Raw genomic sequence first — 17,442 nt, forward strand, 5'->3', positions numbered from 1 at the left:
CTCACGCCGCGGATGAGGCGTCCCTCGGACGTCTCTCCGCTCCGCGTTTGTAGATCCGGAACGTGCCACGTCCGGCATCCTTCGCCGCATAGAGCGCCGAATCGGCCATGGCTGCCAATTGCGATGACGTGCAGTTATCGGCCAGCGCGATGCCGACCGATGCGCCAACCCGCAACTGTTGTCCGCGATGATCAATCGGCAGTCCCAACTGCGTCACAATCGCACGCGCCGTCTCCGAGGCTTCCTCGAATTCCGCGTGAGGCCCCAGCAGAACCGCGAATTCGTCACCGCCGAGTCGTGCGACCAGTTCCGCACCGGCACAGATGTTGCGAATTCGATTTGCAACGACGGTCAGGCAGGCATCGCCCGCTGCGTGGCCGAAACAGTCATTGACCGGCTTGAATTCATCGAGATCGATCAACAGCAGCGCGCCGAACGGCTTCACCTTGATGGCCGACGCCGCATCGAACAGCGACAGCTTGGTTTGAAACTGGCTGCGATTGGCGAGGCCGGTCAGCGTATCGAATTCGGCGAGATAGCGATTGCGATCCGCCAGAATTTTCTCTTCGGTGATGTCTTGCTTCATGCCGAAGATGCGGACGGCAACGCCATCGACCGACTCGACAGTGGCCGTGATCCTGATCCAGCGCCGGTTGCCCTTGAAGGTGATGATCTCCGCATCGAGACTGAAGCCCGTGCGATCCTCGATGGCCTTGCTGCGCCGCTTCGTCAGTTCCCTGACGGATTCTTCGGGATAACAGGCGAGCGCCTCCTCGCGAATCGGCGTCGAGCCACGCGGTAGATCGAAGATGTCATAGACGACATCGGTCCAGACCAGCGATTCATCGGAGAGGTCGCATTCCCAGACGCCGATTCGTGCCGCAGCCGAGGAGCGATCGAAGATCTTCCGGCTATGCGCCAGCGAAGCAGCCTGTTCGTCGATGATGGTTTGCTGGGCTTCGATCTGCGCCTTCAGCGCAGCGATCAGGTCGGCGTCATCCGGAGCGTCTGGCGGCATCGACAAGCGATCTGACATCTGCGGGCACCCGGTCTTCGTCTCGAAGCTGATAGGATGCTTTGCATGACGTGTTTAAGATTTTCTACGCCAATGGCCGACTTCAGCCAAAACCAGCATACTTTACCGCTACATTTCGTTCACTGATTGTTCTTGATGTAGAAGCAACCTTAGGTTACGCTCTCATCTCGAATGGGGGCGGCATGGTTCAACGGGTTTCCACCGTAGCCTTTGAGGGGATCGAGGCCCGCGCGGTCGACGTGCAGGTTCAGGTCGTGCCCGGTCTGCCGAATTTTTTGATCGTCGGCCTGCCCGACAAGGCAGTATCCGAAGCGCGCGAACGGGTCCGTGCCGCGCTGGTCGCCTCGGGTCTGGCGCTGCCGGCACGGCGGATCATCGTCAATCTCGCGCCCGCTGACTTACCCAAGGAAGGCAGCCATTACGATCTGCCGATCGCTCTCGGATTGATGGCCGCGATCGGCGCGATTCCGCCGGATGCATTGACAGGCTTTACCGTGCTCGGCGAACTCGGTCTCGATGGCTCGCTCGCGCCAGTGGCTGGCGTACTGCCTGCAGCGATCGGCGCCAATGCGCGCGACGAGGGATTGATCTGCCCAGAAGCCTGCGGCGCGGAAGCCGCCTGGGCCAGTCCCGATATCCAGATCATCGCCGCGACGTCGCTGATCCAGATCGCCAATCACTTTAAGGGCACGCAGGTTCTGTCGCGGCCGCAGCCGAAGATACATGCGCGTGAGGAAACGCTGCTGGATCTGCGCGACATCAAGGGACAGGAAAGCGCCAAGCGCGCGCTGGAGATCGCTGCCGCGGGCGGCCATCACCTGCTGATGGCAGGGAGTCCAGGATCAGGCAAATCCATGCTGGCGGCACGGCTCCCGTCGATCCTGCCGCCACTATCGCCGGCGGAGCTCCTCGAAGTCTCGATGATTGCGTCGGTGGCCGGCGAGATCAAGGACGGCGCACTCACCTCACGCCGGCCGTTCCGCGCACCGCATCATTCCGCCAGCATGGCCGCACTCACAGGCGGCGGCCTGCGCGCGCGGCCGGGCGAGATTTCGCTGGCGCATCAAGGCGTGCTGTTTCTCGACGAACTGCCGGAGTTCGATCCGCGCGTGCTGGATTCGCTGCGCGCGCCGCTTGAGAATGGCGAGGTGGCGGTCTCGCGCGCCAATCACCGCGTCACCTATCCCGCGCGCTTTATGCTTGTTGCTGCGATGAATCCATGCCGCTGCGGTCACGCGTTCGAGCCGGGCTTCTCCTGCAAACGTGGCCGCATCGATCGCTGCACCTCGGATTATCAGGCGCGCATCTCGGGCCCCTTGATGGATCGCATCGATCTGCGCATCGAAGTCCCGGCGGTGACCGCGGCGGATCTCATTCTGCCGCCACCGTCGGAAGGTTCCGCCGAAGTCGCGGCGCGTGTCGCCGCCGCGCGCGATCTGCAGACCATGCGCTATGCGGCGGCGGGATTGCCGGGCACACATACCAATGCCTCCGCGCCCGCCTCTGTGCTGGAAACGGTAGCGCAGCCGGATGCGCAGGGGCTGATATTGTTGCGCGATGCCGCCGAAACGATGCGACTGACCGCGCGCGGTTATCACCGCGTACTGCGCGTGGCGCGGACGCTGGCGGATCTCGACGGCGCCGAGAAAATCGGGCGGCTGCATCTGGCCGAGGCGTTGTCTTATCGCGCGCTGGCGGAGGACATTCGCCGAGCTGCTTGACGTCTCCTCCTCGCCACTGATGTGGACGTCAACGCGATAGTAACGAGTTTTGTTTACGCTCTGCTCACCATAACCCCGCATTGCGGGGCCAGGGCGAGTACCGTGTCATGCTGCGTTTCAAGATTTTAGCCTCGACGATTCCCCTGGCGCTAGCAGCCTTTCTCGCCCGCGGCGATCTCGTGAGCGGAACGCATCCCTGCATCTCCACCGGTGAGACCACCATCCAGATCGCCGCCATGCCCTGGCAGGCGCAATCGCATGTCAGCTTCACGAGCGATCCCCAGCAGGCGACCGTCCGTGTGCAGATCGTCGACAGCGCCGAAACCGCCGACTTTGTCGTGCTCGATGATGCCGATGCAGCGGAACCCGATGCCTGCCCCGTCACGGCCGCGACGCGCTTCATCGGCATTGCCGACACATCGGCGAGTTCGGAGCCCGTTATCTATCTGTCGGAACAGGGCGACGCCGACTACCGGATCTTCGTGAAATCTCGCAGCTTCACGGCGCGCGACGCCGCAGCGCTGATCGTCAGCGCCCACAGCCGCAGCCCGGCGCGGATGGCAGCGGCCAGCCTCTAAGAAGAGGATTAACGCTTCATCAACCATGTCTGCGCGGGCAAATTCAAAACTGCCACCGCGCAAGCACTTGGCAACAACATACCCGCATTGTTTCTGAGATCTGCGATCGCCTGATCGCGGCCTGTATTCGCGTGCAATCGCGAGCCATGATGTGACAAGCCGGAGTGCTGATCTGTGGCGAAAGGTGTCTTCCGGATCAAGGTCTACTTCCGCCGCTTTGCGCGCCGTTTTCCGTGGCTTGCTTTTGTCATCCGCTCCTTCGTGATGTTCTCGGCTGCCTTCGGTGGCGCCTATGGTTTCATCTCAGGTTCGACCTCGAAAGACTCAGGTTACGACCCGCACGCTTTTGCGATCGGCGCCAGCTTCCTGTTCGCGCTGGCCTGCGTCGCCCTGGCCACCATGAGCATCCGCATGCGCTTCATGGGCAAACGGATGCGCAAACTGGCTGCGCATAATGAAGCCTTGGTCGACCGGAACTGGGAATTGAAGGAAGCCGAAGAGCGCGCGCGCAGCCTGTTCGAAGCGCAAGGCGACCTGATCGTAATCCGCAATAGCGAAGGCTGCATCACCTTCGTCAACGATGCCTATTGTGCGCTGGCGGAACAATCACGCGAAGCATTGATCGGCAGCCGTTTCGAACTCACGCTGCTGGAGCAGGGCGATATCGCCAACGAGCCCAACGGCACCAGCATGCACGATCAGAAGATCGCCACGGCGACCGGTCCGCGCTGGATCGCCTGGCGCGAAGGTCTGGTGCGGATCGATGCGGGCCAGCCCGCCGAGTTGCAATGCGTTGGACGCGATGTCACCGACCGCACCCAGACCGAGCGCGCCCTCGGTGAAGCGCGCGACCATGCCAATGCCGCCAACCGCGCCAAGTCACGGTTCCTTGCGATGGCGTCGCATGAAATCCGCACGCCGCTGAACGGCATTCTCGGCATGAGCGGCTTGCTGCTCGATACGCCGCTGACCCCCGAACAGATCACGTACGCCAAGGCCGTGAAGACCTCCGGCGATGCGCTGCTGTCGCTGATCGAGGAGCTACTGGATTACTCCAAGATCGAGGCCGGCAAGATCGATCTGGAACATCGCCCCTTTGCACTAGCCGGATTGATCGAGGACATCACCGAATTGCTGGCGCCGCGCGCGCAGGCACGCAATCTCGAAATCGCGGCCTATGTCGATGAGCGATTGCCGCTGACAGTGATGGGCGATGCGGCGCGCCTGCGCCAGGTGCTGCTCAATCTCGCCGGCAATGCCATCAAGTTCACGGCGACCGGCGGCGTAGCGCTGATCGTCGAACCCGGCATCTGGCAGAACGAAGTCTCTTTCCTGGTGCGCGACACCGGCATCGGCATCGCGCCGGATGCGCAGCAGCGCATCTTTCGCGAATTCGAACAGGCAGACGAGGGCACCGCGCGCCATTATGGCGGAACGGGTCTTGGCCTCAGCATCAGCGAGCGCATCGTCAAGCGCATGAACGGCCGCATCACGCTGCAGAGCACGCTCGGTGCCGGCTCGACATTCGAAGTGTCTATCCCGCTCGCCGCTTCCGACAGCGGCACCGCGACCTTCGTGCCGCCGGATCTCACGGGCCTTTCGGTGATGCTGGTGGCGCCACAAACCATCGAAGCTTCGCTCACAGCCCTGCGACTCGGGCGATGGGGCGCGCAGACCTGCACTGTCTCCGATCTCGCCGTCGCGCAAGCGCTGCTGCCCGAACGTTCATGGCACGCCGTCATGATCGATCGCGCTCTTGGTGCTGACGCTGCCGAGCAGCTTGCGAACGCTGCAATTCCGCACGCGCTGCGACGGATCGTGCTGTTCACGCCGGCGATGCGTCATGAGCTGCAGCCCACAACGCCGAGTGCGTTCACCGGCTATCTGGTGAAGCCGCTGCGTGCGACCTCGCTCGCCGCGCGCCTGACATTACAGACGGACTCACCGACGATCGCCGCCGATGATCCGTTGGATCGCGATCCGGCCACACCGGAACTAACGGAGGCGATGGCACCCAGCCTCTCGATCCTGGTCGCCGAAGACAACGAGATCAACGCGCTACTGATGCGCTCGTTGCTAACGCGGCTTGGCCACAAGCCGGTCGTAACCACCAATGGCGAAGAGGCACTGGAATCCTGGCTCGCCTCCGACTCCGCAGGCACGCCCTATGACCTCGTCCTGATGGATATCCAGATGCCAAAGCTCGACGGCATCGAGACCACCAAACGCATTCGCGCGCGCGAGGCCGGTCAACGCGTCAGGCGTACCCCGATCCTGGCCCTCACAGCGAACGCACTGGTCGAAGATCGCTATGCCTGTTTCGAAGCCGGCATGGACGGCTTCCTGATGAAGCCGCTGGATCGCGATAAACTCGCCGAAGCCCTCAAGGGACTTGCTACATCGCGGCATATCGCCGCCTAGCTCACTTTCACTGTCACACCTCCGCAACACGTCCGTCACACGGCTGTTGAACGCCCGTGATGTCTGGTGCGGATAGGCCGCATCGATGATTCGCGTGATGCCTGCGGCACAAGGCGATTGAGTTGGGGATGGCCATGCACGGCAACGAACTGGTGCGACCGAAGCAGGGTTTCATGCAGATGTTGCGGCCCCAGAACATGAGCGCCGCCGCACAGACTGCGATCACCTGGTTCAAACCGCCGCTGCATCTCCATCCCGCCAACGGCATTCCGGTCGCCACGACTTCTCTGGGCCGGATGGGTCCGCTTGAAGTTCGCCTCGCGCAGGACAAGCGCGACGTGAAGCGCGCGCAGCGGCTGCGCTACAAGGTATTCTACAAGAACGGCACCGCGATCGCCGACGCCGCCACCATGCTGGCACGCCGCGACAAGGATGCATTCGACAAGATCTGCGATCACCTTCTCGTCGTCGATCACGATGCCAAGCCCACACTGTCCGGCAAGCAGCCGGTGGTCGGCACCTATCGCCTGCTACGCCATGAGGCGGCCATGCAGAACGGGGGTTTCTATACCGACAGCGAATTCGATCTGTCGGGGATGATCGAGCGCCATGCGGGTCTGCGCTTCCTCGAACTCGGTCGCTCCTGCGTGCTGCCGCGCTACCGCAACAAGCGCACCGTCGAATTACTGTGGCAGGGCATCTGGAGCTACGTGCGACAGAACAAGTTCGACGTCATGATCGGTTGCGCCAGTTTTGAAGGCACCGATCCGGATCGCCTCGCGCTGCCGCTGTCGTTCCTGCATCACAACGCCCGCGCGCCCGAAGCCTGGCGCGCCCGCGCGCATCCGTCGCGCTATGTCGAGATGAACCGGATGGCCGCGGATGCCATCGACACCAAGGCGGCGCTTCGTGCGCTACCGCCGCTGATCAAAGGCTATCTACGGATCGGCGCCATGATCGGCGACGGCGCCGTGATCGATCATCAGTTCGGCACCACCGACGTTCTGATCGTGATGCCGGTGACGTCGATCGGCGCACGCTATATCGAGCATTTCAGCACGGACACCTCACGCCACGCGGCGTAATCGCTTAGAGGCGACGCAGCGCGACGTTTTCCACCACGTGATCCGCGCCCTTTTTGAGGATAAGCGTCGCACGCGGCCGCGTCGGCAGGATGTTGTCTTCGAGATTGGCGAGGTTGGTACGCTCCCAGATCGCCAGCGCCGTCGCCGTCGCTTCTTCATCCGACAGCAATGCGTAGCGATTGAAGTAGGATCGCGGATCGTGGAATGCGGTGTCGCGCAGCGCCAGAAACCGTCTCACATACCAGTCGCGCAGTACCGGCTCATCGGCGTCGATATAGACGGAGAAGTCAAAGAAGTCGGAGACCACAGGCACCGCCTTGCCGTCGCGCGGCAGGCGGCCGGTCTGTAGCACATTGACGCCTTCGACGATCAGGATGTCGGGCTGATCGACCTCGACCCACTTGTTTGGGACCACGTCGTAAGTGAGATGCGAATACACAGGCGCGCGGACGGCATTGCGGCCGGCTTTGATGTCACTGAGAAACTGTAGCAGCGTTGGCAGATCGTAGCTTTCGGGAAAGCCCTTCTTCTGCATGATGCCTTCGCGCTCAAGCACCGCATTCGGATAGAGAAAGCCGTCGGTAGTGACGAGATCGACCTTGGGCCGCGGCGACCATCTTGCGAGCAGTGCCTGCAGCACGCGGGCGGTGGTCGACTTGCCGACAGCCACCGACCCGGCGACGCCGATGATATAGGGCATCTTGCGATCCTCGATGCCGAGGAACTTGCGCTGCGCGTAATACAGACGTTGTGTCGCCGTGACATAGATCGAAAGCAGGCGGGACAGCGGCAGGTAAATCTCTTCGACCTCGCGCAGATCGAGGCGATCATACATCGAACGCAGGGCGGCGATCTCGCCGGCCTCCAGCGTCATCGGCGTATCGTCGCGCAGCTTGGCCCACTGCTCGCGCGAGAAATTCCGATAGGGATTGTATTGTTGGTCTGCCCGCATATCCATGAAGCGGTCCCCGTTGTGATCGACGCTGTTACTCGCTCTTGCGCGACGCTTTCTCTTGCAGTCCGGATTGCGACGTGCGCTGACCGAGCGCCGCCTCGACCTCCTGAATCGTTACGCCGCGCGCTTTCAGCAGCACCAGCAGATGAAACAGCAGGTCGGCACTTTCATTGATCAGATTGGTGCGATCGTTCTCAACCGCCGCGATCACGGTCTCGACCGCTTCCTCGCCGAATTTCTTGGCGCAATGCTCCGCGCCCTTGTCGAGCAGCTTACGGGTATAGGACGCGTCGCCACCCGCCGCCGCGCGGGCGTCGATGGTGTCGGCGAGATCGTGAAGCGTAAAAGCCATTTCGGCGCCTTGTTGGCTGGGCAGCGCAGACTCCTGCCAGAGATTGACCTAGGGGTCGAGCCGCATCGGCAGTCCGGCCCGGACCATATGATCCTTGGCCTCGCGAATGGTAAATTCCCCGAAGTGAAAAATCGAGGCCGCCAGCACCGCGGTGGCGTGGCCGCTCCTGATACCTTCGACCAGATGATCGAGATTACCGACGCCGCCCGAGGCGATCACCGGTACGCCGATGCTGTCGGCGATGGCCCGGGTCAGTTCGATATCGAAGCCGGAACGGGTGCCGTCGCGGTCCATCGAGGTGAGCAGGATTTCACCGGCCCCCAATGAAACGACTTCCTGGGCGAATTCGATGGCATCGATACCGGTCGACTTGCGGCCGCCATGGGTAAAGATCTCCCAGCGCGAGCCAGACCGTTTGGCGTCGATCGCCACCACGATGCACTGGTCGCCGAACTTCTCGGCGGCTTCCTTGACGAACTGGCGATTGGCCACCGCGGCCGAATTGATCGAGACCTTGTCGGCACCGGCGCGCAGCAGCGTCTTGATATCGTCCACCGTGCGCACGCCGCCGCCGACCGTCAGCGGCATGAAACAGGCTTCTGCCGTGCGACGGACCACGTCCATCATGGTACCGCGGTTTTCGTGGGTGGCGTTAATGTCGAGGAAAGTGAGTTCATCGGCGCCAGCCGCATCATAAGCGATCGCAGCCTCGACGGGATCGCCGGCATCGCGCAGGTCGACGAAGTTGACGCCCTTCACCACGCGTCCATCCTTGACGTCGAGGCAGGGGATGACGCGGACTTTGAACATGGCTCGGTCCTTATGCCGCCTGCTTGATGAGTTTCAGCGCCTCGGCCGGATCAATCCGCCCGTCATACAGCGCACGGCCGGAGATCGCGCCTTCGAGCTTCGCAGCACGTGGCTCAAGCATGGCCTTGATATCATCGATGGAGGCGAGACCGCCCGAGGCGATCACCGGAATTGAAATCGAATCTGCCAGCGCAATCGTCGCATCCCAATTGATACCCTTGAGCAAACCGTCGCGCGCGATATCGGTGAAGATGATGGCGGCGACGCCAGCATCTTCAAAACGCTGCGCGATTTCCAGCGCAGTGACGGTCGAGGTCTCAGCCCAGCCCTCAACGGCAACCTTGCCGTCGCGGGCATCCAGACCGACGGCGACCTTGCCCGGAAATTTCTTCGCGGCTTCCTTCACCAGAGCTGGATCGCGCACCGCGGCCGTTCCGATGATAACGCGGGTAATGCCCTTGGAGAGCCAGGCTTCCACCGTCTTGAGATCGCGAATGCCGCCGCCGAGCTGCACCGGCATCTTGATGACCTTCAGCATCGATTCCACGGCCTGCGCATTCACCGGCTTGCCTGCAAAGGCGCCATCGAGATCGACTACATGAAGATATTCGAAGCCTTGAGTCTCGAAGTCGCGCGCCTGTGCGGCGGGATCAAGGTTGAACACAGTGGCGCGCGCCATGTCGCCCTGCTCAAGGCGAACGCACTGGCCGTTTTTCAGATCGATGGCGGGAAATAGAATCACGGCTTCCACTTCAGAAAGTTCGAAATCAGAGCCAGCCCGAAACGCTGGCTCTTTTCGGGATGAAATTGCGTACCGATCGCGGTGTCCTTGCCGACGATGGCAGTGATAGGACCGCCGTAATCGGCGCGCGCCAGTACATCGGCCTCGTTGACCGCATTCAGGTGATAGGAGTGCACGAAATAGGCGTGGCGACCCTTCGGCCCAAGCGGCAGGCGCTCCAACACCGCGTGCTCACGCACCATGTCGAGCGTGTTCCAGCCCATATGGGGGATCTTCAGATTCTCTTCGCGCGGCTGGATCTTCTCGACATCGCCGGCGATCCAGTTGAGCCCGTCGGTCGTGACGTGCTCCTTGCCCTTGGTCGCCATCAGCTGCATGCCGACGCAGATGCCGAAAAAAGGTCGAGCCTTGTCGCGCACCGCTTCGGTCATCGCCTCGACCATGCCGTCCAGCGAATCCAGTCCCTTGCGGCAATCCGCAAAGGCGCCGACGCCGGGCAGCACGATGCGATCGGCGCGGAACACCGCTTCGGGATCGCGCGTGACGATGATTTTCTCCGGCACATCCATGCTGCGCGCGGCGCGCTCGAATGCCTTCGCCGCTGAGTGCAGGTTACCGGAGCCGTAATCGATAATGGCAACGCTCACCGTGTCACTCCCGGTTGCGGGAATAACCCGATGATGTCGTTTTGCGCCAGAGACGGCGGACGCGAGAATGCTTGGCCGGGCGCGTGACGGGTCGGCGGCGGACCGCCGCGATCGCTCGCCCACTGATCGTTGACTGCGTTGTGCTGCGCGGTCCAGCGATCGAAGAAGCGACGCTCGGCGGCATCCTTGTTATCGGCGACGACCACATCGAGCTGACGCCACTTGCCACGCGACAGCGTCCAGCGGCGCAGGCTGGCGGCCTCGAAGCCCATCAGCAGCGCAAACAGCAGCATCACGACAAAACGGGCGCCGAGATCGACCTTCAACATCGACAGCGCGACTTCGCCGGCGATCGACAGCACGACATAGCCGAGCAGTGCCCACCACAGCCGATGATAGATCAGCCAGATCAGGCCGGCGACGAACGCCCAGAAATGGAATCCATCGCGCACGAACTCGAACTTGTCCGTTGCCGCAAACGGCTCAGGGCCGGCACCGCGAGGTGCGTGAACTGTGTAGACCGGCATGGCAAACTCCGCCCGAAACCGTAGAGGCCGATCAGCCGCCGAGCTGACCCTTGGTGGATGGCACTTCGCCGGCATTGCGCGGATCGATCGCAACACCCGCCCGCAGCGCCCGCGCCAGACCCTTGAAGCAGGATTCGGCAATGTGATGGCTGTTCTCGCCATATAGGGTTTCGACGTGCAAAGTCACGCCCGCATTGCCCGCAAAGGCGTTGAACCACTCGCGCACCAGTTCGGTGTCGAATTCGCCGATCTTGTGGGTCGGGAAAGTCGATTTGAACACCAGCACCGGCCGGCCGGAAATATCCAGCGCCACCCGGGTCAGGGTCTCGTCCATCGGCATATAGACCGAGGCATAGCGCGTGATCCCGGCCATGTCGCCAAGTGCCTGCTTGACCGCCTGGCCAAGCGCGATGCCGACATCCTCCACCGTATGGTGGAAATCGACATGGAGGTCGCCGACCGCCTTCACAGTGACGTCGATGCGGGAATGGCGGGCGAGCAGATCGAGCATATGGTCGAAGAAGCCGATTCCGGTGGTCGATTTGGATACGCCGGTACCGTCGAGGTTCACGGAGACCTCGATATCGGTTTCCTTGGTCTTGCGCTTGATCGTCGCCGTGCGCATGAAAACGCCTCTCCGCCTGCTGAAAACGCGCCCTTTTAACAGGGAGATGACACCTTCGCTACCGCGGGAGAGCCGATTCCGGACCGATCTTTGCCCCTATGGTGACCGGAATCCGCGCGCATCGGCCGCTGGCCTATGCTTCGTCGCCGGATTTGCAACGGCCGGTATCCGTGCCTAGATCAGGCGCTCAAGAGGGTTTCCATGAACGCATCCTATTCGGCTTCCCATGACGGATCGTCTCCGGTCTGGCACGGCACCACCATCCTGACCGTCCGCAAGGGCGGTAAAGTCGTGATCGGCGGCGACGGTCAGGTCTCGATCGGCCAGACGGTCATCAAATCCAACGCCAAAAAGGTCCGTAAACTGGGCAAGGGCGACGTGATCGGCGGCTTTGCCGGCGCCACGGCGGACGCCTTCACGCTGTTCGAGCGTCTCGAAGCCAAACTGGAGCAGTATCCCGGCCAATTGACCCGGGCGGCCGTCGAACTCGCCAAGGACTGGCGCACCGACCGGTATCTGCGCCGGCTGGAAGCCATGATGATCGTCGCCGACAAGGACGTCTCGCTGGTGCTGACCGGCACCGGCGACGTGCTCGAGCCGGAAGCCGGCGTGATGGCCATCGGCTCCGGCGGCAATTACGCACTGGCTGCGGCGCGGGCGCTGGTCGATACCGACCAGGATGCCGAGACCATCGTGCGCAAGTCGCTGGATATCGCGGCCGATATCTGCGTCTACACCAACCGCAACGTGACGCTGGAAATGCTGGAGGCATGACCGTCGCGGGTCACAATACCCGCGCGTCGTCCGGCAGCGACCTCTCGGTCAAGCAGGGCGTCGTCATCGCACTCGGCCTGCTCGCCCTGCAGGCGACTCTTCTTTATGCGATGGGGCGATTGCCGATCTGCGCCTGTGGCTACGTGAAGCTGTGGCATGGCGTGGTGCTGAGTTCGGAGAATTCACAGCACCTCACCGACTGGTACACATTCTCTCACATCATCCACGGCTTCTTGTTTTACGCCGCCACCTGGCTGCTGCTTCCACGACTGTCCTGGATCGCGCGCCTGATCGTCGCCATGCTCATTGAAGGCGGCTGGGAGCTGCTGGAAAATTCGAGCTGGATCATCGAACGCTATCGCGCGGGTACGATGTCGCTGGATTATTTCGGCGACAGCATCGTCAATTCACTGGCTGATACACTCTCGATGATCACGGGCTTCATCCTTGCGCGGAAGCTCCCAGTCGCCGCGACCGTCGCGATCGCGCTTCTGTTCGAGGTACTGGTCGGCCTGCACATTCGCGACAATCTCACTTTGAACGTGATCATGCTGATTCATCCATTCGAAGCGATCCGAACCTGGCAGGCCGGCCCACCTATTATCTGATCCGCTTGTCCCCACGCCCTTCTCAACTTACGTAGAGTGACATGACCGACTTTTCTCCCCGCGAAATCGTAAGCGAACTCGACCGGTTCATCGTCGGCCAGCACGACGCCAAGCGCGCGGTATCGATCGCGCTGCGCAATCGTTGGCGGCGCCTGCAACTGACCGGATCGCTCCGCGACGAAGTGCTGCCAAAGAACATCCTGATGATCGGCCCCACCGGCGTCGGCAAGACCGAGATCGCACGGCGGCTGGCGAAGCTCGCCGGCGCGCCTTTCATCAAGGTCGAAGCCACCAAGTTCACCGAGGTCGGCTATGTCGGCCGTGATGTCGAGCAGATCATCAGGGACCTCGTCGAGGTCGCGATCTCGCTAACCCGCGAGCGCAAGCGCAAGGACGTCCAGGCGCGAGCTCAGCTCGCCGCCGAGGATCGCGTGGTCGATGCGCTGGTCGGCGCCACCGCGAGCGCAGCAACGAAAGAGTCGTTCCGCAAGAAGCTCCGCACCGGCGAGCTCAACGACAAGGAGATCGAGATCGAGGTTCAGTCCTCCGGCGGCCCCTCGATGTTCGAAATCCCGGGAATGCCCGGCGCGCAGATGGGCGCGATCTCGATTGGCGATATCTTCGGCAAGATGGGGAAGGGCACCAAGACGCGCCGCCTCCGGGTAGAAGATGCGCATGAGCCGTTGGTGAATGAGGAAGCCGACAAGCTGCTCGACAGCGACGCGCTCGTGCAGGAAGCGATTTCAGTCGTCGAGAACAACGGCATCGTGTTCCTCGACGAGATCGACAAGATCTGCGTGCGTGATGGGCGCAGCGGCGGCGAAGTCTCGCGCGAAGGCGTGCAACGCGACCTGCTGCCGCTGATCGAAGGCACTACCGTCTCCACCAAGCATGGCGCGGTGAAGACCGACCACATCCTGTTCATCGCGTCCGGCGCATTCCATATTGCCAAGCCGAGCGATCTCTTGCCGGAATTGCAGGGCCGCCTGCCGATCCGCGTCGAGCTCAATGCGCTGACCCGCGACGACATGCGCCGCATTCTCACCGAGCCGGAGGCTTCGCTGATCAAGCAGTATGTGGCGCTATTGCAGACCGAAGGCGTGACGCTGGAATTCGCCGACGACGCCATCGATGCACTGGCCGACGTTGCCGTTGCCGTGAATTCAAGCGTCGAGAATATCGGCGCACGACGTTTGCAGACGGTGATGGAGCGCGTGCTCGACGAGATTTCCTTCGCTGCGCCCGATCGCAACGGCGAGACCATCCGAATCGATGCCGCCTATGTGCAGAAGCATGTGGGGGATCTGGCGAAGAATTCGGATCTGAGCCGGTTTATTTTGTGAGACGAAGCACCGACCTTTCGCTCCCTCGCCCCGCTCTTGCGGGGAGAGGTTAAGAACGCGCCCGCCTGATCCGCACATACAGCGCACCGGCGCCGCCGTGCCCGATATGCGCTTCCTCGAATCCAACCACCAGCGAACGAAACTCCGGCAACCCCAGCCAGAGCGGCACCTGGCGGCGCAGGATACCGCGTTCGGATTCGGGGCCGGTTGTCCGGCCCTTGCCGGTGATAACCAGCACGAAAGTCATGCCGTCATGGCTGGCGCGATGCAGGAATGCCGACAGCGCGTGATGTGCGCGCGTCTGTGTCATTCCGTGCAGATCGATCCGCGCGTCGATGTCCTTGCGACCGCGCGAGAGCTGCGAACGCTCGCGACGGCCGAGCGGCGCCAGAGGCGGCACGGGCGGCGGCACAGGCTTTGCGGTTTTGAGGATTGCCGGCGGTGCCGAGGTCATCTTCCTGGGCGCCGCGACTTTCACAAGCGTTGGCGCATCTTCCGCAGGCTCCGGCTTCACCACGCGCTTCTTGCGCAGCGGCTTGACCTGTTTGGCGACCAGTTCCCACAGCGCGCGCTCCTCTTCGCTCAGCACGCGGCGACGGCGCGGCGCCACGGGATCGATGAGTTGCGGTGGACGTGAACGCTTCATTGCCAGGGGAAACGGAAGAGGGACTGCGGCTGCTTCGCTTCGCGACGATACACGCGGTGCCTGGCTTTGGCACGTTTCGGTTTAACTTCCCGCTTCGCTTCAGGTTTTACTTCGGGTTTTTTCTGCGACTTCGCCTCGGCTGCGACTTGAGGCGCGACCGCAGGCCGTGCCTCCGGCAATGGCACTGTCGTAGCCACGGCCGGCGGGGATGCCGGAGCGGGCGCGACTGCAGCCGCAGCTGGTTTTGCAACTGGCAATGGCGTCGTCATTGTCACGGCTGGCGCCGCGGGCTTCGACGCGACCGATGTATCAGACCTGGACGTATCGGGCCTTGCTGCAGCCTTGTTATCGATCGCGAAATTTTCGACCTTCGATGCTTCGACCGGCTTCGGCTCGGTCTGCGGAAACAGCTTTGCGATTGTCTCCGACGGCCGCGCATCGGGCAGCGGCATGTGATGGCCGCGCACAGAGGGATCGAGACTCTTCGGTACCAGCATAACAAAGCGCGCAGGATGGCGCATCCGGCCGGCGACTCGGCCAGCTTCTGCGCCGGCCCCAAAATACAGATCGGCACGGGCCGGACCGACAATGGCCGAGCCGGTGTCCTGCGCTACCATCAGGCGACGGAACGGCGTCTTTGCCGTATCCGAGTCGACAGGCAGATCGCCTTCGATGAAGAACGGTGTGCCATAGACATGCAACGACTTGTCGACGGCGATGGATCGGCCCGGCGTCAGCGGCACGCCTTGCGCACCGACGGCTTCGTCTTTGTCGGAGAGCTGCACTTCGCGAAAGAAGACATAGGAGCGATTCTGCCGACGCAGTTCGCTCGCGGCATCCGGGTTCTCTTCCATATATTGCCGGATACGCTGCATCGACATCTGCTCGCGCGGAATGATGCCCCGATCAATCAGCACGCGACCGACCGGCGTATAGCGATAGCCATTATGCGCATCGTAATTGATCCGCACCGTGCTGCCGTCTTCGAGGCGGACGCGCGCCGAGCCCTGGATCTGCGTGAACAGCAAATCGGTCTGGCTCTTCAGCCAGACGATTTCGAGCCCGCGCCCGGCGATGGCGCCGTCTTCGATCTCACCACGATCATAATAAGGCACGAGTTTGCGACGGCCAATCTTGCGGAACACATCGCCGCCATTCGGCATGCTTGCGGATGACTGGCGATAGCCGCGCACAAACAGATTCGACGGGCGGCGATAGACCGGCACGGTGTAAACGTCAGTCTTCGTGCGCGAACCGTCGATCACTGGCTCATAGTAGCCGGTGACGAAACCTTCAGGCTCGCCGAGCCGTGAGATACGCAGCGGCAGAAAATGGTCTTCGAAGAAAGCGCGCGCCTTGGCGCCATCGGAAATCTCGGCAGTTCTCGCAGCCCGGCAGGGATCGCGGAGCGTGGTGCCAAGCGCCTTCGAATCCGTTGGTGAGTTGCGTTGAGCAACAATCGGCTTGCAGCTGGTGCGAAAAGCCTGGAAGGCGAGGAGGTGATCGTCCTCGCTCCAGCCGGCGATATCGGCCCAATTCACCGGCGCATATTGGCTGCCTGTGAATTCGAACGGCCATTCCCGCGGTGGATTGTGCCGCGGCACATATACAAATTGTGCAGGATCATTCTTTACGTGCTTGGCGTGACGCCGGACCCGCGCGTCTGCAGAGGCAGGAACCAACGCAGCAGCAATCACGCACAGCGCGGCAAGCCGGCCGAGCCCGGCAGCGTTATTGCACGCTGCCGGTGCCAACCAGCTTCCAATTCGGATCGCGCGAGGTGATATCGCGGGCAAAGGTCCAGACGTCGGTGATGTCGCTGACCTTGTCGGCATTGCCGTCGACCACAGCGCCGGTCTTGTCGCGCGTCACCGAAATCATCTGCGACACGAAACGCACGGTGAGCTGTGCCGCGCGATCACGCACTTCGGCCCCAACGAGTTCAGCCTTGTCGATCGAAACGAAACGGGTCTCGGTCTTCTGCTCGTTCTTCTCGCGGTCCTTGATGACGGCGTCGAACGAGTCGAACACTTCCGATGACAGCAGATCCTTCAGCGACCGACGATCGCCATTGGCAAAGGCCAACACGATCATCTCATAGGCGCCCTTCGCGCCGGTGATGAAATGGCGCGGATCGAACGACGAATCCTGGTCGACGATGGCATCGAGACCGGCGGCAAGCGGCGTGCCCGGTTCGGTGATGCCCTTCCAGCGCTCGGCGGGAGAGACGTCGGCGGCCGGTGCCGGCGCAGCCTGATCGATCGGACCGCCGGGCATCGGCACGACATTGCCTTCGGGCGGCAGAGCATCACGCGCGGCGCGGTCGAAGGGCGGACGCTCCTCGCCGGTGCGCTGTCCGAGCACGTTGCGCAGGCGGATGAAAATGAAGACCGCCAGTGCCAGGAAGATGATGGTGTAAATGTCCACGTCTTATTGCTTTCTGATCGGTGCCGGGCATGCCCGGCGGAAGACTATGCCGCCCATCGCGGTGCTGAAATCGGCTCCCGCAGGTCGGGAGATCGCGTCATGGGCGAACCTGCTCCATGTAGACATGAAACTAAGCCCAGCCAAT

The 17,442-nt window shown here is 62.3% G+C and carries 18 protein-coding genes; 7 read left to right on the forward strand and 11 right to left on the reverse strand.

What is annotated here, in order from left to right; all coding sequences use genetic code 11:
* Position 1: 1 nt before the first annotated feature.
* The gene (locus LPB73_RS25605) at positions 2-1,036 is read right to left on the reverse strand and encodes a diguanylate cyclase domain-containing protein (protein ID WP_231078631.1); all 1,035 of its coding nucleotides are present in this window, start codon (positions 1,034-1,036) and stop codon (positions 2-4) included.
* 182 nt (positions 1,037-1,218) lie between these two features.
* On the opposite strand from LPB73_RS25605, the gene LPB73_RS25610 reads away from it, so the two are divergent.
* The 4 genes from LPB73_RS25610 to LPB73_RS25625 all read left to right on the forward strand — a co-directional run bounded on the left by LPB73_RS25610 (position 1,219) and on the right by LPB73_RS25625 (position 6,841).
* On the forward strand, positions 1,219-2,757 hold the full coding sequence (locus LPB73_RS25610) for a YifB family Mg chelatase-like AAA ATPase (RefSeq protein ID WP_231078632.1): 1,539 nt from the start codon (positions 1,219-1,221) through the stop codon (positions 2,755-2,757).
* Between the two features lie 107 nt (positions 2,758-2,864).
* Complete coding sequence (locus tag LPB73_RS25615) at positions 2,865-3,335, forward strand: hypothetical protein (protein WP_231078633.1); 471 nt, start codon at positions 2,865-2,867, stop codon at positions 3,333-3,335.
* A 174-nt stretch (positions 3,336-3,509) separates the two neighbouring features.
* A complete protein-coding gene (locus LPB73_RS25620) occupies positions 3,510-5,756 on the forward strand; it encodes an ATP-binding protein (RefSeq protein WP_231078634.1) in 2,247 nt (748 codons plus the stop codon).
* A 134-nt stretch (positions 5,757-5,890) separates the two neighbouring features.
* Complete coding sequence (locus LPB73_RS25625) at positions 5,891-6,841, forward strand: GNAT family N-acetyltransferase (RefSeq protein ID WP_175369619.1); 951 nt, start codon at positions 5,891-5,893, stop codon at positions 6,839-6,841.
* A gap of 4 nt (positions 6,842-6,845) precedes the next feature.
* Here LPB73_RS25625 and coaA read toward each other — a convergent pair whose 3' ends face one another.
* From coaA to hisB, 7 genes are read right to left on the reverse strand one after another with little or no spacing between them, the layout of a single operon-like run.
* Positions 6,846-7,799: a type I pantothenate kinase gene (gene coaA, locus LPB73_RS25630; RefSeq protein WP_089263094.1), complete on the reverse strand. Its 954-nt coding sequence runs from the start codon at positions 7,797-7,799 to the stop codon at positions 6,846-6,848.
* Between the two features lie 28 nt (positions 7,800-7,827).
* A complete protein-coding gene (locus LPB73_RS25635; protein ID WP_089263096.1) occupies positions 7,828-8,148 on the reverse strand; it encodes a phosphoribosyl-ATP diphosphatase in 321 nt (106 codons plus the stop codon).
* A gap of 48 nt (positions 8,149-8,196) precedes the next feature.
* On the reverse strand, positions 8,197-8,958 hold the full coding sequence (hisF, locus tag LPB73_RS25640; RefSeq protein ID WP_231078635.1) for an imidazole glycerol phosphate synthase subunit HisF: 762 nt from the start codon (positions 8,956-8,958) through the stop codon (positions 8,197-8,199).
* Positions 8,959-8,968: 10 nt separating this feature from the next.
* Positions 8,969-9,700 carry a 1-(5-phosphoribosyl)-5-[(5-phosphoribosylamino)methylideneamino]imidazole-4-carboxamide isomerase gene (gene hisA, locus LPB73_RS25645; protein WP_120288087.1) on the reverse strand — a complete coding sequence of 244 codons (732 nt, stop codon included), beginning with the start codon at positions 9,698-9,700 and terminating at the stop codon, positions 8,969-8,971.
* A complete protein-coding gene (gene hisH, locus LPB73_RS25650) occupies positions 9,697-10,347 on the reverse strand; it encodes an imidazole glycerol phosphate synthase subunit HisH (RefSeq protein ID WP_231078636.1) in 651 nt (216 codons plus the stop codon). Before hisH ends, hisA begins: the two co-directional genes overlap by 4 nt.
* Positions 10,344-10,874: a DUF2628 domain-containing protein gene (locus LPB73_RS25655; protein ID WP_231078637.1), complete on the reverse strand. Its 531-nt coding sequence runs from the start codon at positions 10,872-10,874 to the stop codon at positions 10,344-10,346. Before LPB73_RS25655 ends, hisH begins: the two co-directional genes overlap by 4 nt.
* 31 nt (positions 10,875-10,905) lie before the next feature.
* Positions 10,906-11,499, reverse strand: coding sequence for an imidazoleglycerol-phosphate dehydratase HisB (hisB, locus tag LPB73_RS25660; protein WP_089263102.1), 594 nt, complete (start codon positions 11,497-11,499; stop codon positions 10,906-10,908).
* Positions 11,500-11,700: 201 nt separating this feature from the next.
* On the opposite strand from hisB, the gene hslV reads away from it, so the two are divergent.
* Genes hslV through hslU form a run of 3 tightly spaced genes read left to right on the forward strand, consistent with a single transcriptional unit; the run spans position 11,701 to position 14,224 of the window.
* Positions 11,701-12,273 (forward strand): ATP-dependent protease subunit HslV, encoded by a 573-nt coding sequence (gene hslV, locus LPB73_RS25665; RefSeq protein ID WP_068730238.1) that lies wholly within the window; start codon positions 11,701-11,703, stop codon positions 12,271-12,273.
* Positions 12,270-12,881, forward strand: a complete 612-nt coding sequence (locus tag LPB73_RS25670; RefSeq protein ID WP_231078638.1) for a DUF2585 domain-containing protein — start codon at positions 12,270-12,272, stop codon at positions 12,879-12,881. The genes hslV and LPB73_RS25670 overlap by 4 nt, the downstream gene beginning before the upstream one ends.
* 41 nt (positions 12,882-12,922) lie before the next feature.
* Positions 12,923-14,224, forward strand: coding sequence for an ATP-dependent protease ATPase subunit HslU (gene hslU, locus LPB73_RS25675; protein WP_231078639.1), 1,302 nt, complete (start codon positions 12,923-12,925; stop codon positions 14,222-14,224).
* Positions 14,225-14,273: 49 nt separating this feature from the next.
* On the opposite strand, the gene LPB73_RS25680 is transcribed toward hslU, so the two are convergent.
* The 3 genes from LPB73_RS25680 to LPB73_RS25690 all read right to left on the reverse strand — a co-directional run bounded on the left by LPB73_RS25680 (position 14,274) and on the right by LPB73_RS25690 (position 17,297).
* Positions 14,274-14,870 carry a Smr/MutS family protein gene (locus LPB73_RS25680; protein WP_184512510.1) on the reverse strand — a complete coding sequence of 199 codons (597 nt, stop codon included), beginning with the start codon at positions 14,868-14,870 and terminating at the stop codon, positions 14,274-14,276.
* Positions 14,867-16,474: a murein transglycosylase A gene (locus LPB73_RS25685; RefSeq protein WP_414716826.1), complete on the reverse strand. Its 1,608-nt coding sequence runs from the start codon at positions 16,472-16,474 to the stop codon at positions 14,867-14,869. The genes LPB73_RS25680 and LPB73_RS25685 overlap by 4 nt, the downstream gene beginning before the upstream one ends.
* A gap of 127 nt (positions 16,475-16,601) precedes the next feature.
* Complete coding sequence (locus LPB73_RS25690) at positions 16,602-17,297, reverse strand: Tim44/TimA family putative adaptor protein (RefSeq protein ID WP_068730234.1); 696 nt, start codon at positions 17,295-17,297, stop codon at positions 16,602-16,604.
* Between the last annotated feature and the right edge of the window lie 145 nt (positions 17,298-17,442).

Source organism: Tardiphaga sp. 37S4 (assembly GCF_021044645.1).
Lineage (GTDB): Bacteria > Pseudomonadota > Alphaproteobacteria > Rhizobiales > Xanthobacteraceae > Tardiphaga > Tardiphaga robiniae.

Bases quoted from the DNA above. Each gene is read 5' to 3' on its own strand.
- LPB73_RS25670 (WP_231078638.1), top strand. From the start codon at position 12,270: ATGACCGTCGCGGGTCACAATACCCGCGCGTCGTCCGGCAGCGACCTC.
- LPB73_RS25610 (WP_231078632.1), top strand. From the start codon at position 1,219: ATGGTTCAACGGGTTTCCACCGTAGCCTTTGAGGGGATCGAGGCCCGC.
- LPB73_RS25635 (WP_089263096.1), bottom strand. From the start codon at position 8,148: ATGGCTTTTACGCTTCACGATCTCGCCGACACCATCGACGCCCGCGCG.
- hslV (WP_068730238.1), top strand. From the start codon at position 11,701: ATGAACGCATCCTATTCGGCTTCCCATGACGGATCGTCTCCGGTCTGG.
- coaA (WP_089263094.1), bottom strand. From the start codon at position 7,799: ATGGATATGCGGGCAGACCAACAATACAATCCCTATCGGAATTTCTCG.
- hisB (WP_089263102.1), bottom strand. From the start codon at position 11,499: ATGCGCACGGCGACGATCAAGCGCAAGACCAAGGAAACCGATATCGAG.
- LPB73_RS25615 (WP_231078633.1), top strand. From the start codon at position 2,865: ATGCTGCGTTTCAAGATTTTAGCCTCGACGATTCCCCTGGCGCTAGCA.
- hisF (WP_231078635.1), bottom strand. From the start codon at position 8,958: ATGTTCAAAGTCCGCGTCATCCCCTGCCTCGACGTCAAGGATGGACGC.
- LPB73_RS25625 (WP_175369619.1), top strand. From the start codon at position 5,891: ATGCACGGCAACGAACTGGTGCGACCGAAGCAGGGTTTCATGCAGATG.
- hslU (WP_231078639.1), top strand. From the start codon at position 12,923: ATGACCGACTTTTCTCCCCGCGAAATCGTAAGCGAACTCGACCGGTTC.
- LPB73_RS25655 (WP_231078637.1), bottom strand. From the start codon at position 10,874: ATGCCGGTCTACACAGTTCACGCACCTCGCGGTGCCGGCCCTGAGCCG.
- LPB73_RS25680 (WP_184512510.1), bottom strand. From the start codon at position 14,870: ATGAAGCGTTCACGTCCACCGCAACTCATCGATCCCGTGGCGCCGCGC.
- LPB73_RS25605 (WP_231078631.1), bottom strand. From the start codon at position 1,036: ATGTCAGATCGCTTGTCGATGCCGCCAGACGCTCCGGATGACGCCGAC.